The following is a 14,605-nucleotide window of genomic DNA, read 5'->3' as shown; positions in this document are numbered from 1 at the left end:
GGGTGTTTCCAGCAGGCCGTGCTCACAATGTTTCCTCCCTGGGGATCATCACATCGACACGGCGGTTCTTGGCGCGGCCTTCCGGCGTCGCATTGTCGGCGATCGGTTCGTCTTCGCCCTTGCCATCGACAGTCAGTCGCGAGGGATCGCTGAATTTCGCTGCCATCAACGCTTCCACGGCCTTCGCCCGGGCGACGGAAAGGTCGAAGTTGGATTTGAAGGCGCTCGACTTTCGCGGTTTGACATTATCCGTGTGGCCGACGATCCGGATTGGTCCAGGCTCGTGCTCCAGAGCCGCGGCGATGTCGGTGGCAATGGGCTGGAATTCCGGCTTCGTCTCGGCCCTGCCAGACTGGAACAGCAGCAGATTGTTGATTTCCACCACGATGAAGTCGCCCTTCGTGCCGACGGTCAGCCCGCCGCCTTCGACGTCCTTGGCTAGCGCTGCACGAATACGGTCGATCTGCCCGGTGGCCGCGGGTGGGGTGACTTTCGCCGGCTCGGCCACCGGCGCCACGCTGGCGCGCTCGATGGCGACTGACGTCGATGGGTTGAGTGCCAGCAATTCACCCGCGGCGGCGTCGCCTTCATTGGTGATGAAGACCCGCAATGCGAAGAACGCCGCTGTCAGCAGCGCCGCCGCCGCCGCCGCGACGACCCAAAGCGGCAGGCGGGCCGATGACTGTGCCATCGTCGCCGCCAGGCCCTGCCAGTGCGGCGAGATGTCTTCACCTGCATGCGCCCTGAAGTAGCGAAGCGTCTCGTAGACGTCGCGTCGAACGCGCTCAAGATTGTTGTCTTCGCGCTTCACGCCTCGATACTGGCCCTCGAACCCCAACGACAGGCAGGCATGCATCAGTTCGAGCAGATCGTAGTGCGTCTCGGGATTGGCCAGTATCTTGTTCAGTGCTTCGTAGAAGCCTGTGCCGGTGCGCTCGGTATGAAAGAACTGCCCCAGCATGCTGTGTTGCGCCCAGTCGTCCCCCCTGGGCCAGGGCAGGTTGCCGATGAGATCGTCGACGGTTTCGCAGAGGGCGAATTTCGCAATCCGCGCATCCTCTTCGGCAACGCCTGACTTTTCCACTGTCCGGTCGAATTTTTCAATCGCCTCGGTGACATGTTCCGCCAGTGGCTCCGCCTGTCTTTCGACGGGCATGAGCCTGAGCTGCCCGAGCAGCATGAGCAAAGGTGCCGCCCCGGCGAGAATAGGGTTTGCCGCGGAGTATTTGACGATGTCGGCGGCGCCGAGCAGCATCACTTGCTCGATGGCTGGCTTTGGCGCGGCGGCGGAAGAGCTGGTGCCTGCCGCGGCACCCAAGGCTGGACCTTGATAGATGACGGTTCCGGATGCCCAGCCCGGCGGCCGCACGACACCAGGATCGAACACGGTTGAATCCTTGACCCTAGAGGCTTGGTCTCCGTCCGCGACGGGTTGCTCAGGAGCTGGCGGCGATTTTGGCGTGCGCCGTGGATTTGCGCGAATGACGGTCTTGCCCGCCGGGCCGAAGGGGTCGTCCTTCGAGCTCATCGCCGATCGTCCCTGCAGGCCGGGTGCCCGCGATTGGGCGAGACAGGCGCAAGACGGTTTCTGGTCAGGTAAAGGAAAGGCAGCCCCGGCCGGCCGTAGTAGTGTCCGGAGGAGGATTGGCTAGAAAACGCGATCCCGCCGTAGCATGACATTTGCCGCAGACCCCCAGGTCAATGAGTCTTACCCGCTTGGCGAACTGTCGTATGCGATCGTAATCTCAGAAATTGTCGATTGGAACCGGATGCTGGGCGTCGGAGAGACTTTTCTTCGCCGACTGCCGTGCCATGCGTTCCTGGGATCGCCTATTTTTGCTTGTCGGCTTTGGCGTAGGCCTCGCTGAAATACGCCAGGAAGATATCCAGCATGCCGTTTTCATGTGCCTCCTCCATGGTCCGCCATGTCGCGACATAGGCGTCCCAGGCCTGGCTCTTCTTCGATGTAAACGACGTAGGCGGGAGTTTCCTGCCGATCGCCTCGGGCGACAGGTCGTCAAGCAGCCGGGAGAGCGCGGCTTGCATGGCGGCATAGGTAGCGAATTCATGCGTCTTGAGATCGCGGAATGCATCTTCGATACTGCGCCTGGCATCAAGATAGCCGGCCCTGCGACGGGCGAACATGATTTCGAGGATGTCGTCGGTTCCTGGAACGAACTTCAGCGGATTGTTGTCGGCGGCGCTAATCATCGTTCGTTGTGTGCTCTTGGCCAGCATTTTCGCGGCCGCACGTGCTTTCAGCAGCAACGTCAGTTCCTCGACCACCGCCCGCAGGACCGCGCCGATTTCGGCGGCAACTTCATGCGGGTCGCGCAATTGAAGCAATTCCGGCGAAATGCCGGCTCCGATCGCTATCTCCCGCAGCACCTCGTTTCCGGTCGAGGGCAGGGGGGGGGGACGCGACGACAATGTCGGCGCTGGAATGTGTTGGCCGGACCGTTGCTGCGCGGGATCGAAGAAAGGCCCCTCGCCGAATTCCAGCGACTGGCTTGTCGCGACCGGCATATCTCGCTGCGTCGGATCGTGGCTGGGGTAGCCTGCCGTGGCGCGCTCCTCGTCGATCGACACCAAGACAACATAACGGCCGATCAGCATCCGGTCGCCATCGCCCAGCCGATGCGGGTTAGTCATGCGCTGGCTCGATCCATTGATGAAGGTGCCGTTGCGCGAGATATCGTGCAGCCAGAACGCGCCGGCCTCGTATCGAACCTCGCAGTGCCGGCCCGAGATGAACTTGTCGGGGTCCGACAAGGTCCAGTCACAACCATCGCGTCCGATTTCGAAGCCGCGATCACGCGCCGCGTAGCTGGTCGAGGTACCAGCGGGCAAGGCGTCGACATTGTTGATTTGCAGACTGATGTACATCCAAGATCGCCGTCGATCGTTGATCGATACTCCACCATTCTAGCAGCTTGCAGGTAAAACAGGACAGCGGCGTTTCAAGCCGACGAATCGACGGGTAAGATCTTGTCGCTGCCTCTCTTTGGCCAGCGGGAAAACATGTGGTAGGCTCAACATGGCCTGGCGTGGCGGATTTAAGAAGTTCCTGAGCGTGATGCCCGTTAATATAGCGGGAACTTCAAATCCATCACATTGGCGGCCGCGTCCAGGAGAGGGCTCGACCCATGCCGAATGAACGTGCCACCGTTGTCCGGACACCGGTTGGCTCCGAGCTGTTGACCTTCACGCATCTTGTCGGACGCGATGAGATCAGCCGCTGTTTTGCCTACACGGTCGGGTTCGTGAGCACCGACTCCGACATCGATCCGTTGAAGATGCTGGGCGGGCCGCTCTCGATCGAAGGTGAATCCGATCCGAAACGCTGGTTCAGCGGCATCGTCTCCGAGTTCCGGCTCACCCGGCTCGAAGATCGGCTGGCCTACTATGAGGCGGTCATCCGGCCGTGGCTCTGGTTTCTCGGCAACACCACCGATTGCCGTATTTTCCAGAACAAGAGCGTCGTCGACATCGTCAAGGACATCTTCAAGAAATACGGTATCGCGGAATTCGATCTGCGCCTGCAGGGGTCCTATCCTCCGCGCGAATATTGCGTGCAGTACGACGAAACCGATCTGGATTTCGTGCAGCGGCTGCTGGAGCATGAAGGCATCCTGTATTTCTTCGAGCATGATGACGGCAAGCACACACTTGTCCTGGCCGATGCGATGAGCAAGCTGAAGCCTGCGCCGGGCTACGAGAAAGTGCTCTATAATTTTGAAGGTCAGGGTTCGCGGCGCGATGTCGAATACATCACCGAATGGATACCGGGCAGTTCGGTGCGCCCAGGCGCCTATGCCCACACCGACTATGATTTCACGAAGCCGGGCGCCGACCTCATGGCCAAGTCGGCCCAGCCGTTCAGCCACAAGGAGGCAGCGGGCGAGAACTACCGCCAGCCCGGTGCGCATCTCGAAGTGGGCCGGGGCGACAGCCTGGCCGCGATCCGGCGCGAGGAAATCCAGGCCGTCCACCAGCGCATCGCCGCTGTCGGCACCGTGCGCGGCCTCTATTCGGGCTGCACGTTCAAGCTGGATAGCTTTCCGCGCGAGGACCAGAACCAGGAGTATCTGGTGGTCAGCGCCGAATACAGGCTGTTCGATCCAGGCTACAGAGCCCATGCCGACGTCGACAGCGAGAACTTCAAGATGATCCTCGGCTTGGCGCCGACCGCCTTGCCCTATCGTCCACCGCGGATCACGCCACGGCCGATCATGCGCGGGCCGCAGACGGCGACGGTGGTCGGCCCGTCCGGCGAGGAAATATTCACCGACAAATACGCGCGGGTGAAGGTGCAGTTTCATTGGGACCGTCTGGGCAAGAAGGACCAGAACAGCTCCTGCTTCGTGCGGGTGTCGCAGACCTGGGCCGGCAGTGGCTGGGGCTTCATCCAGATCCCGCGCATCGGCCAGGAGGTGATCGTCGATTTCATCGAAGGCGACCCGGACCTGCCGATCATCACCGGCAGGGTCTATAACGCCTCCCAGATGCCGCCCTACGGGCTGCCGGGCAGCGCTACGCAATCTGGCTGGAAGTCCGACTCCTCCAAAGGCGGTGGCGGCTACAACGAGCTTATGTTCGAGGACAAGGCCGGCTCCGAACTGGTCAATTTCCAGGCCCAGAAGGACCACAACCTTCTGATCAAGCACGACCGCACCAAGCTGGTGCAGCACGACCAGTCCGACCGCATCGACCACGACGCCAAGCACTCCGTCGGCCACAACCTCGACGAGGACGTCGGTAACAACAAGGCGGTCAAGGTCGGCGTCGACCAGACCACCAACATCGGCTCCAACGACACCGAAACGGTGGGCGCCAACCGTTCGCTGACGGTCATGGCCAACGAGACCATCCATGTCGTGTCGAACTCGACGGAGAATATAGACGCCAATCACACGCAGACGGTGGGGATTGTCCAGACGGTGACGGTGGGCGCTGCGCGTGTCGACACGGTTGGCGCGGCGGAACAACGCACCGTCGGCGGCCTCCAGAGCAATACGATCGGTGCGACGCGCTCGGTCACAGTTGGTATAAGCCAGAGCCACAGTATCGGCACAAGCGATAGTTGGGACATCGGGGCAAGTCAGAGCGTAAAAATCGCAGCAGATCAGGGCGTCAAGATCGGCGGCTCACTAATGGCCGAGGTAGCCAAGACACGCACCTTCAAGATCGGCGCAGACGATTCGACGCAGATCGGTGGGGCACACGAAATAAAGGTCGCCAAGAAAAGTCTGACAGAGGTCGGGGACGACGCAGCTATCGCGGTTGGGAAAAACTTAACGATAGAAGCTGCCGAAAGCATTACTTTCAAATGCGGCAGTTCTATAATTACCATGAAGAAGGACGGCACAATCACCATCAAGGGCAAGGATGTGTCTATCGCGGCTTCAGGCAAGATCACGGCAACGGCCTCTGGAAAGATGACGTTGAAGGGTAGCGAGATAGCAGAAAATTGAGGAAGCGATGGTTGAGCTAAATCAGCGAATCGAAGGGGTAGTCATCGGTATATTCCTCGGAATGGACGACGGTGTGCCCCTCGTCGTATTTCCTGGCAATCCCAAGGAAACTGCGCTTAGGGCACGCAGCCTGGCGCAACTGTCATCTGATATGATCGGGTCTGAGGTGGCGCTCCTGTTTCAAGACGGAGATCCCGAGCGGCCGTTGATTGTCGGTCGCATCGTCGAGCCGGTGCGACCGTCCGGCTCGCCCAAAGTTCTGCAAGACGGAAATCGAGTGCGCATCACCGCCGACGAGCGCCTTGAACTCCGCTGCGGAAAAGCAACATTGATTATGGAGAAGGATGGTCGGATCGTGATCCGAGGCACATATTTGACCAGCCACGCGAGTGCAACGAACCGTATTCGCGGCGGATCAGTAAATCTAAACTAATGCCAGTGCCGATTGTCGTCGAAATAGTACGTCAGCATGCGGAAATGGCTGCATTTCTCTGGACTCTTTACGATTATCATCTGCTCCACCCCGGTGAAAATCCCGACATGGATGAGGAAAGGTTAGGCCGATTGGTTGACCGCATCGATGCCCATTTGGATGGTTTGCGGGTTGCTGGTGACGTCGGCATTGGCATTGCGAAACAGTACTACGAAGAAAATCCTGAAGCTGGAGAGCTATTTGTCGTCCGTATGTTGTCGACCAAAGAGCCTTTTCTGGTATCGGAGCTGGACTTGGCTACGGTCCGCGTTTATCTGGCCGCGACTTTGCCTCGATAGCTTGAGGAACGTGTCTAAGGCGCGGCAAAACTTGCTACCTCCTTCAGAATATAATATCCGTTATGAAAAACATTGCCAAATTTGCGTTGCGTTGATCCTAGACCAAGGTAGCAGCCAATCCAAACTCAATTAGTTCCAAAACTGAGGCGGAATGTCGACGATATGCCATGTTTGGTCCGTGTATTTGGCAACACCCTTGTAATCGAAATACCAAATTGCGTTGTTCACAACGTCGAACGTGTTCGAACCGGACAATTCGTCAGGAAGAAGTATTGCCCCAATTTGTCGGAGATCGTTGTCAAACACAAATATCGACGATTCGCCAAGTACATAGAAATTTCGGGAATCGTGTCTCACAGCCCAAAGACTCTCTTTTAGGTTAGGTGGTGATACATCCTCTATGTCGTCAGGGCTCGATCCTCGAAGGATTGTGCCGCCATTTCCGACGGCGATAAAACCGCCTGCAAATTCGATTATATCGTTAAGGTGCTGGGACGTTGGTAGAGTAGCTGAAAACCATCGCGCGTCTCGACGGAAATAGAGACAACCCCCGGGAGATCGGGTCACCCTCTTGTATTCACGGCTTTTCTGCAGGTATTCCTTGATCGGTCCATTCTCAAGTCTATCAAGCTCAGCCTGTTCCTCTTTGGTCGGTACACGCCGCCTTGCACCAGAATAGCCGCATGCTGCAAAAGCGTCACCGGGCCTGAGGCCAAGGCCAGAGAAATTGTTTTCGCCAACGTCTTCTTGTGTATCTTTATCGCACAACCTCTCCCAATCCCCAGCCGCGCGACGCCTGTAGATCTGCGATTTGATGCCACTTGCGATCAGATCCCCATCGACGTTGCGAATTTTCAGCAATGAACCCAAGCCACTGCCATCATCTTGTACACCTGAACCCGCGATATTCTCCCGTACCGGCTGGCGGTCGAAGAAAATGACGTCGCCGTCTATCCCGAGGGCCACATACACCGTGCCCTCTCCGCTCTGCGTTTTTTCCACAGACGTAAGTGACATAATGGTGATGTCGAGCGGCGTGACGGTCCATTGTCCGTCAGCGTAGATGACCACCTTGCTCTGCTGCGGGTCGTCCTCCATAGTGCCGATCGAAATTGCGAAGCCGCTTTCGGACTTGGAGTGACCAGCCCAGATACGATTTTCCTCAGCCATTACCTATCCTTCCGATGCCTATCGCCAAGTCCAGTGTTGTCTAGCGGCGCGATTGCCTGGTCACGGGGGGCACATCAATTTACAGGCCGCTTCGTTGGGCATTGCATTGGATGTTCGCCCTACCTGGCCATCCTTAAAATTCTCTGTCTGTTTCTCAACTTGATCTTTTGCGTCATCAATGCAGGCGAGGTCGGGTTGCTTGCCATCTTTCTTTTCCAATTCATCCAAGGTACTGCACGATTCCGCGACAATCTTGGCAATTGGGGCGGTTCCATTGTTGGCTATGGCTCCAAGCGCCGCGCGCTCGTTGGCGTGCGTGTCAGAGTGAGCCTTAGGCGCCAAGCAAATGCAGATGCCTTCTTCAAACTTGGGGGCGTTGTCGATCCTTGCGTTGACGGAGCCCCAGGCTTTCTCAACTGTCGCCACGCCAGCCTCGGCCATTGCGCGATTGCAGGTGCGGTAAGCCTTGTCTGGAACGACATGATGGGCTTGGCCACCAAGCTTACTACACTCCGCTTTAATCTTTTGGTATTCGCCTACAAGGCATTTGGTGTCTGCGGTACTCGCAGTGCCCGCCGTGCTTACCTGCGGCATCGGAGTGGGAGCGTTTGGGTTCGAACCGTGGTTGTTCGTTGTGATATCCGAAAAGCGGGTTACCGGCATCTTTTCGGCTTTTACATTCGGTGACCATGCCTCGTTATATTTCTTTCCCGTATTATTCGAATTGATGATGCCTTTTTTTGCCGCGCATCCAGGTTCTGTGCCGGTCGTTTTCGTATAGTATGACTTATTCTTTTGGCTTATATTTTCACCCCCAATTTTTACTGATCCTGTCCCCTTATCGGTATCGGAATCTACACCAAAAGTCGGGTACGGAACTGGCACGCCAGGGGGGGTGGCTGGGTTCTCGGGAGGGGTGAAGCAAACGTCGGGGAACGCCGCTATCACCTTGTTAGATTGCGCCTTGCACGACACTTCAAGGCCGTTCGCAAATACAGTCATCTCTGAAACTCGCGTGCCAGCACAACGGCGCCACAAGCGCCCTCATCATTCGATGCCTCGATAAGAACTGACTTTCCCGCTGCATAACCTTTTCTAGCCGCAATGTCAGCCATCCCGACAATGAGCGGAACAACGGCGGCGCCAATGTTTCCAAGCGACTCCGCAGGGGACCAAATGTCTACGAAGTCCCGATAACCGCGCATAACGCGATTGAGGGCCAATGAGCTTTGCTTGAACCAGTAATGCTCGCCGATCAAATCGGAAATGCGATAGCCAACGTTATGCATTTCCATGCCTGCTTCGCGAAGTGCTGTATTGTAAGCCGAAGTCATTCCGTCGGCCCTGAGCGGGAGAGTACTACTATTGTATATCGCGGCGCTTTCACGGGATAGACCTAGCCCTAGCACGCTGAGACCCGAGCGACTGGGCGCGGCGCACAGAATTGCGGAAGCTGCCTCACCCGGAATGAATCCGTTTGGATTGTCGCTCGTAAGGAGACGCCCTTGACGCGCATAATAATCGATTGAGTCTGGCACCAGATAGCTGTCGGCTCCGACAATCAAAGCATATCGTACTTCGCCAGCGGCAATTAGCTTGCGTGCGTGATCGATAGCGACATGTCCGGACGGGCGGCCATATGAGATGATCTTTGGCTTGGGGCGGGGCTGGAGGTTCAGTATTTCGTTTACCAAGCCAAGAAATCTGGGGTAGTCCGTGATCGGTCGACCCGGCCGACCCTCTTCGGCTGCGCATAAGATCAACGCTGCATCAGCCTTGGCATATGGCGCGCGGTCAAATGCCTCACTGATCGCACCTGCCGCCAAATGCGCCATGCGTTTTTGACCGATCCATCCTCTTGGGAGCGGAACCGGCGCACCTATCTGCCAGTCGCCGTTTGAAGCCGCGAATCTTGTCTCCTGGAACCCATCCAGCCCCGCCCGCATTGCAGCGCAACTCGATGGTGCATCCAGTCCGACAGCCGTCACCATCCCGACCGAGACAATATCGAGGCTGGCGCTCATGCAGCTTCCTCATCGTCGTCCCGTGCCGGTAGATCGAAGGTGCGGATGTAGCGCTTGCCCGTGGCTTTGGCACGCAGCATCCCTCTCGTCGGTGAGCCGACCCAGCATTCCGAAAAATCCAGGATCGTACGCTGTATGCGCTGCGACACACGCCACACTAACGAAAACCGCCGGTTCTCCGGATCGAACAGAATCGTGTCGGCCACAACCGGTGCATCGAATGCTTTCACCCGACCCTTGAATAGGGTCACCGGCAGCGCTGTGTCGGGCAACCTGAAACTCACCCGCCCCTCAGGCGTCAAGTTAATCAGTTGCACCTCTTCGCCGCGCCGGGGCATCTCGATCTGCTGGTCTGGCGGTGCCATCTGAAAATAACGCTCGTCAAAATCAGGCGGCAGGAACGGAAAAATATTGTCGATCCAGTTCTGGTCGTAAGTGCCGCCATATTCAATGCGTCCCGGCCAGCCGCGGCCCATCGGTCCAAAACTCATCGGCGTGTAGTCGCCGAACGGCGTGCGGATATCCTCGCCGACAGCTTGCGTATTCGGCAGCCGCAAGCCAGGAATGAGGCGTTGGTTCCTGGTCCGCGACCAGCCGGTTCCGAACGGGTTGTATTTGTAGCTGGCGGGAAGCTCGTCTTTCGGATCCAGCCTGTCGACTCCGCCCCAGGCAACGTCATAGGAGATGGGCAGCTTCAGGAAGGGCTGCGGCGACGTGGCGGTAAAGAGCGGGCCGATGGAGCGCCATTCGCGGTGGCCGACGACCTCGAACAGTTTCGACCAATTGCCAACCTTGATGCCGACCGGCACGCGCTCGGCTGGACGCCCGCCCGGTGCGTAGGCACAGCCATTGGCGATCACGTCGCAGCGCGGCTTGCGGAAGGCGAAGTCTGTCTCCCACAGCGTCGCCGAATAGCCGGGCACGCCGGTCTGGGTGTCGGCCATGACCAGCGGCACCTGCTCGGCCGACTTGCGCACAGGCCCGCCCGGCTCCGTAGGGAAATCGTAAGTGCCCTTGACGACAACGACGATGTACTCACGAGCTTCCTTGTCCATGCCCATGGTGAATTCATGCGCAAAGCCGGTCTGGTTCCAGATCTGCATCAGCTGGCCTCCCAACTGGCGGCAAAGATCTGTTCCAGGGTCGCTTGCGGCGATTGCGGATCGATGTCGAAAATATCCGAGCGGGCGGTCCACATCACCATGCCGCTGATGACCTCTTCGCTTGGCTCGACAGGCGGCACGGGCAGGGCGGCCAGCGCGGCATCCAGTTCGTCGGGCGTCAGCTCGCCGCGCTGGGCGGCGAAGGCGGCCTCCTCGATCCCAGAGAACCACGCCTCGGCGTCAGCGAGTTGAACGGGAGCCTCAGCAAACTGCGCAACGACGCTCAAAGGAAACTGCCTGCCGACTCTGTCGGCACTCTGCAAAATGATGCCTGCCGATGCGCCGAAGGAAGCCGGGCCGGCCAGGAAGCGCAGCGCGGTTGAACTTAGCCAAAAGTCGGAGCCGATCAGCGGAACAATGTGCTGCGCCAGCCAGCGGTCCCAGACGCGCACAAACTCCCCCTGCAGTCGCCGCGCGACGAAATCGCCGGTGGCCGGCATTTTGCCGTAAAAGCCAGGCAGGATCATATCTGTGGCGGACATGAGAATTTCTTGAACATTTCCAGATTGTACGGATTTTCGACGCTGGCGGCCTTGAGCTCGAAATCGGCGTACATGCCTTTCGTGCCCAGGCGCAGGCTGTAGACATCGGTCAGCGAAGTGCCGGTGAAGCGGCCGCTGCGCAGCATCCTCAGCCACGCCCAGCTGCCGGTCTCGTTGAGCAGGATCTCGGGCGATCCGTCGATCGGCTGGAAGGCGAGCGAGATGACCCCGGTTCCGTCCTTGCCGGGCCATGTCATGGGTTGCGGCCGCGTCGCGTTGTTGTAGTAGACGAGGCTCTGGCCATCGAGATTGAGCGTGACGCGCGTGACGTTGGGAGACAGGTCCTTCGGTTCAAGCGTGAAGCTCATCACCGGTCCGGTGCCGCCCGGAAACAGATCGTCGCGGATATGCCTGGCCTGCTCGAACGCTGCCAGCGCCGAAGCATCAAGGCCGAAATCGGCGCGCCATTTCCATGGCTGGCTGGTCATGTCGACATAGTTGATCAGGTGGTCGTTGATGAAACCGTCGATCAGCCCGGCCGGTCCGAACAGGCGGGCGAAATCACGCACGTTGACGTCCACCGCGCTGCCGGGGCTGAAGGGATAGCGGTCGGTCAGCGCCGCCTGGCAGAAGGGCAGTATGTCGGCCCGCCAGATGGCATTGAGCTCCGAAGTGACCGCCTTCTGAGTCAAATTGCTGGTGTCGCCGGCAATCCCGCCCAGCCAGGCGTTGATGGGATCGGGCAGGATCTGTGCCTGCCTGGCGACCGCTCCCGTCAGTTCGGCAAGGCCGCCCTGCTTCTTGATGGCATCCTGCGGATTGGGGTTCGCGGTGACCGTCTGCAGCACGTTGGAAAGCGCGGTCAGCGCGACGACTGCGGCATCCAGTGCCGGCGGCTGGCCGTCGACCTCGGCGATGGTGCTCTTGAGCGGTTTGAAATGTTCGGCCACAAGATTGCCGGTCAGGTCGACCTCGCTGGCCGAACCCGCCCGTGGCAACAGTTTCGCCCCTGTTTTCACGATCTTGCCAAGCTTGCCCAGTTTGCCTAGCAGTTTCGAGCCGCCTTTGGCTGCCGCCTTGTCATCTCCGGCGGGCGCGTCATCCGAACGGGTGAGCTCCGTCTCCTGCACCACTGCCGTCAGCAGGCGCTTCAGCGCGGAGTCGGCGCTCGAAAGATCCTTGAGGTTCTCACTGGCGACAGTGAGATCGGTCAATGGCGCGAGCCTCATGTCTCGCAGGAAGCTGTCCCATTGCGCGATATAGTCGTCATAGTAGAGCTTCAGAATATCCTCGGACAGCGCCGAGACCGAGGTTTCGGAATTTTCCGAGCAGCCGCCGGCGAAGACGGCACGATCGAGCGCCGCCTGTGCGGCGACATCGTCGATGCGATCGAGAATGACGTCGTGGAAGCCGGTATAGGTGAATGCTCCGGAAATGCCGACGCGAAGCGTCTTGGCGGAACGCCGCGCAAACACCTTGCCGCCGTTGGGGCCGGCGAAATTCGCCGGGATCCACTCCTTGAGCCCGGCCACTGCCGGATCGGCCAGCAACTGTTTGTAGGCGCGCGCCGGCAACGAAATGGTGCACACCGTTTTCAGCGCTTCGGCAACCAGGGCCTGGTCGGGCGCGACATAGCTCTCGTCGACCGTCATCCGGCGGATGGCGGCAAGCTGATGCTCTTCGGCATCGGCGGTCGGAAATGGTGCCGCGGCCGCGAATTCGGGCAAGCTGTTCACCCACCAGTTCTGGGCGTAATCGGCATCCATCTGCGACAGGCCCGTCATCATGCGATAGGTTTTCAGCGCTCCGAGCATGAAATCCGGGTCGCGGATCTGCCGCCACATGGTCGCCTCGAGCAAGGCGACCATGTGTGGCTCAAGGATATTGCGCAGGGCATGATCGTACGTGTCGGTCTGCGCCCGCACCATTTCCGCCGAGGCCGATGGTCCCAGCAGATCCTGGGCGGCGCCAGGCGGTGCTGTCCGCGCATTCGCGACTGCGTCCATCGCATCGAGCGCGCCATCCATGGCGGGCTGCTCCACCGATGCCGGAGTTGCGGCGATGGAGGTCAGCGGCGTCTGCAGCGCTTCGAACTGGCCTGCCTGGGCCGCGATGGCATTGCGGTTGTCGTAGTAGGACCAGGTGAACACCGCACCGGCCAACAGGGCCGCTGCCGCACATCCAGCCGCCGCACCCCGCCAGATCCAGGCGCGGCGCCGTTGCGCAAGCGGGTCGAACGTACCGAGGCCCGCTTCCTTGAAGATGACGTCGGTGAGCAGGTTCTTCAGGAAGAAGCTGCGTTTCTCGACCCTTTGCGCGGGCAAGACCCGCCGTGGCGGAAGGCCGAAGGACGAAGACAGTGCCGCGGTCAGCCGATCGATAGGCGCCCCTTCCTGCGTCGCCGATGTCAGATAGAGCCCACGCAGCCAGGCGACCTCTTCATACCGGCTTTCGCCGAACATCGCCTCGATCAGCACCTGGATCGGTTCGGACAGGCTTGCCAGTTGGGCGGGAAACCTGAAGATCTCGGCACGGGCGGCGAGTTTTTCCTCATCCTCCAGGCGCGGCACCAGCCGCCGCTCGAGTTCCGTCGCCAGCGTCGAAATTTCCCGTTCAACGGTCTTGGCATCGACCCGCGCATCCAGAGCGAAGGTCGTTCCCCACACCTGTTCGCGCGAGGCGGTGGACAGGCCGCCGAAGAAAGCCTCGAAACCCTTGATCAGATCAGCCTTGGTCAGCATCAGATAGACCGGAAGGCGGATTTCGAGCCGGTCGTTGAGTTCGGCTAACCGGCGGCGGATCTTGCGGCCGTGCGCCTTGATGGCTTCATCGCCCTCCGAAAGCACGTCGATCGAAAGCGCGACGATCACGCCGTTAAGTGCGCGGCGGCCCCGGTGCTTCTTCAAAAGGTCAAGGAAGCCCAGCCATTCCGCAGCGTCCACATCGGGCTGGCTCTCCTGTTGGACATAGCGGCCGGCGGTGTCGATCAGAACCGCGTGTTCGGAAAAGAACCAGTCGCAGTTGCGCGTGCCGCCGACCCCCTGCAGGTCGTCGGTGAGGTCGATCGGAAAATTCAGCCCGGACTGCCGCAAGGCCGTGGTCTTGCCGGTGGCCGGCGGCCCGACGATCACATACCATGGCATTTCGCGCAGAAACTTTCGTCCGCCCAGCTTGCGGCGCTTCAGTTCGGCCATCACCTCGGCGAACTTGGCACCGACGGCCGCGACATTCTCTTCGCCGGGGCCGAGCGGCTTTTCCACCACTGGCGCGGCAATCTCGGCGACGAACATGCGGTTGGCGCGGATCGCCCGGCGCTGGGCGACGATCAGCCAGATCAGCCAGAAGATGACCAGCAGCGCGATGATGACGATGCGCACGTTATCAGAGGCGAACGGTTCGTAGGGACCGACCCTGACGATCGGACCGAACACCCAGATGATCAGGGAAAGCAGCGTGAGGCCGATCAGCGTCCATAGCCAGCGCGATGTCAGGACCGCCCAGAGGAAGCGCAGGATGAACAT

General features: G+C 59.6%; 11 protein-coding genes. 3 read left to right on the top strand and 8 right to left on the bottom strand.

Annotation, left to right across the window (positions count from 1 at the left end):
• Positions 1–22: 22 nt before the first annotated feature.
• On the bottom strand, positions 23–1,528 hold the full coding sequence (gene tssL / locus ACSQ3L_RS27490) for a type VI secretion system protein TssL, long form (protein ID WP_436162760.1): 1,506 nt from the start codon (positions 1,526–1,528) through the stop codon (positions 23–25).
• Positions 1,529–1,830: 302 nt separating this feature from the next.
• The gene (tagH, locus tag ACSQ3L_RS27485; RefSeq protein ID WP_436162759.1) at positions 1,831–2,886 is read right to left on the bottom strand and encodes a type VI secretion system-associated FHA domain protein TagH; all 1,056 of its coding nucleotides are present in this window, start codon (positions 2,884–2,886) and stop codon (positions 1,831–1,833) included.
• A 260-nt stretch (positions 2,887–3,146) separates the two neighbouring features.
• Between tagH and tssI the strand changes: the two genes are divergently transcribed.
• The 3 genes from tssI to ACSQ3L_RS27470 are packed head-to-tail and all read left to right on the top strand — an operon-like array spanning position 3,147 to position 6,245.
• Entirely contained in the window at positions 3,147–5,474 is a 2,328-nt protein-coding gene (gene tssI / locus ACSQ3L_RS27480) for a type VI secretion system tip protein TssI/VgrG (RefSeq protein ID WP_436162758.1), read from the top strand.
• 7 nt (positions 5,475–5,481) lie between these two features.
• Positions 5,482–5,907: a DUF6484 domain-containing protein gene (locus tag ACSQ3L_RS27475; RefSeq protein ID WP_436162757.1), complete on the top strand. Its 426-nt coding sequence runs from the start codon at positions 5,482–5,484 to the stop codon at positions 5,905–5,907.
• Positions 5,907–6,245 (top strand): hypothetical protein, encoded by a 339-nt coding sequence (locus ACSQ3L_RS27470; protein WP_436162756.1) that lies wholly within the window; start codon positions 5,907–5,909, stop codon positions 6,243–6,245. The genes ACSQ3L_RS27475 and ACSQ3L_RS27470 overlap by 1 nt, the downstream gene beginning before the upstream one ends.
• Positions 6,246–6,374: 129 nt before the next feature.
• Here ACSQ3L_RS27470 and ACSQ3L_RS27465 read toward each other — a convergent pair whose 3' ends face one another.
• Genes ACSQ3L_RS27465 through tssM form a run of 6 tightly spaced genes read right to left on the bottom strand, consistent with a single transcriptional unit; the run spans position 6,375 to position 14,605 of the window.
• Complete coding sequence (locus tag ACSQ3L_RS27465) at positions 6,375–7,415, bottom strand: hypothetical protein (RefSeq protein ID WP_436162755.1); 1,041 nt, start codon at positions 7,413–7,415, stop codon at positions 6,375–6,377.
• A 60-nt stretch (positions 7,416–7,475) separates the two neighbouring features.
• Positions 7,476–8,417 (bottom strand): DUF4150 domain-containing protein, encoded by a 942-nt coding sequence (locus ACSQ3L_RS27460; RefSeq protein WP_436162754.1) that lies wholly within the window; start codon positions 8,415–8,417, stop codon positions 7,476–7,478.
• Positions 8,414–9,439 carry a beta-ketoacyl synthase N-terminal-like domain-containing protein gene (locus tag ACSQ3L_RS27455; RefSeq protein WP_436162753.1) on the bottom strand — a complete coding sequence of 342 codons (1,026 nt, stop codon included), beginning with the start codon at positions 9,437–9,439 and terminating at the stop codon, positions 8,414–8,416. Before ACSQ3L_RS27455 ends, ACSQ3L_RS27460 begins: the two co-directional genes overlap by 4 nt.
• Positions 9,436–10,542, bottom strand: coding sequence for a DUF2169 family type VI secretion system accessory protein (locus ACSQ3L_RS27450; protein WP_436162752.1), 1,107 nt, complete (start codon positions 10,540–10,542; stop codon positions 9,436–9,438). Before ACSQ3L_RS27450 ends, ACSQ3L_RS27455 begins: the two co-directional genes overlap by 4 nt.
• Positions 10,542–11,084, bottom strand: coding sequence for a type VI secretion system-associated protein TagF (gene tagF / locus ACSQ3L_RS27445; RefSeq protein ID WP_436162751.1), 543 nt, complete (start codon positions 11,082–11,084; stop codon positions 10,542–10,544). The genes ACSQ3L_RS27450 and tagF overlap by 1 nt, the downstream gene beginning before the upstream one ends.
• Positions 11,066–14,605: a type VI secretion system membrane subunit TssM gene (gene tssM / locus ACSQ3L_RS27440; protein WP_436162750.1), complete on the bottom strand. Its 3,540-nt coding sequence runs from the start codon at positions 14,603–14,605 to the stop codon at positions 11,066–11,068. The genes tagF and tssM overlap by 19 nt, the downstream gene beginning before the upstream one ends.

The organism is Mesorhizobium sp. LjRoot246 (assembly GCF_964254115.1).
In the GTDB taxonomy this organism is placed as follows: domain Bacteria; phylum Pseudomonadota; class Alphaproteobacteria; order Rhizobiales; family Rhizobiaceae; genus Mesorhizobium.
This window is presented reverse-complemented; position numbering and strand designations above follow the sequence as displayed.

Excerpts from the sequence above, each read along its gene's own strand:
- ACSQ3L_RS27465 (WP_436162755.1), bottom strand. The coding sequence starts at position 7,415 with ATGGCTGAGGAAAATCGTATCTGGGCTGGTCACTCCAAGTCCGAAAGC.
- tssM (WP_436162750.1), bottom strand. The coding sequence starts at position 14,605 with ATGTTCATCCTGCGCTTCCTCTGGGCGGTCCTGACATCGCGCTGGCTA.
- tssL (WP_436162760.1), bottom strand. The coding sequence starts at position 1,528 with ATGAGCTCGAAGGACGACCCCTTCGGCCCGGCGGGCAAGACCGTCATT.
- ACSQ3L_RS27475 (WP_436162757.1), top strand. The coding sequence starts at position 5,482 with ATGGTTGAGCTAAATCAGCGAATCGAAGGGGTAGTCATCGGTATATTC.
- ACSQ3L_RS27455 (WP_436162753.1), bottom strand. The coding sequence starts at position 9,439 with ATGAGCGCCAGCCTCGATATTGTCTCGGTCGGGATGGTGACGGCTGTC.
- ACSQ3L_RS27460 (WP_436162754.1), bottom strand. The coding sequence starts at position 8,417 with ATGACTGTATTTGCGAACGGCCTTGAAGTGTCGTGCAAGGCGCAATCT.
- tssI (WP_436162758.1), top strand. The coding sequence starts at position 3,147 with ATGCCGAATGAACGTGCCACCGTTGTCCGGACACCGGTTGGCTCCGAG.
- ACSQ3L_RS27470 (WP_436162756.1), top strand. The coding sequence starts at position 5,907 with ATGCCAGTGCCGATTGTCGTCGAAATAGTACGTCAGCATGCGGAAATG.
- tagF (WP_436162751.1), bottom strand. The coding sequence starts at position 11,084 with ATGTCCGCCACAGATATGATCCTGCCTGGCTTTTACGGCAAAATGCCG.
- tagH (WP_436162759.1), bottom strand. The coding sequence starts at position 2,886 with ATGTACATCAGTCTGCAAATCAACAATGTCGACGCCTTGCCCGCTGGT.
- ACSQ3L_RS27450 (WP_436162752.1), bottom strand. The coding sequence starts at position 10,542 with ATGCAGATCTGGAACCAGACCGGCTTTGCGCATGAATTCACCATGGGC.